This is a genomic window from Psychromonas aquatilis, from assembly GCF_038155185.1.
GTDB classification, from domain to species: Bacteria; Pseudomonadota; Gammaproteobacteria; order Enterobacterales; family Psychromonadaceae; genus Psychromonas; species Psychromonas aquatilis.
This window is the reverse complement of record NZ_JBAKAZ010000250.1, coordinates 1-233: the sequence shown is the minus strand read 5'-3', so window position 1 is coordinate 233 and position 233 is coordinate 1. Positions and strand designations below refer to the sequence as shown.

The following is a 233-nucleotide window of genomic DNA, read 5'->3' as shown; positions in this document are numbered from 1 at the left end:
CACGCCTCCAACAGTTTCTTTCACAGATATCTTTACAAATGAAAGTAACCCTTCATTATCGGGTTTTGTTGATGATGATAGTGCGACAGTTATCGTGACGATTGATGGTGTTAACTATACAGCAACAAATAATGGCGATGCTAGCTGGACATTACCTGCAGCTACACAAGCTTCGGATGGCAATGCAATGACGATAACGGGTAATACTGATGTTACAGTCACTGCTACAGACA

1 protein-coding gene is annotated in these 233 nt (G+C 41.6%); it reads left to right on the top strand.

What is annotated here, in order from left to right:
* The coding region (locus V6256_RS15475) for an Ig-like domain-containing protein (RefSeq protein ID WP_341599136.1) at positions 1–233 on the top strand (233 nt) is incomplete at both ends.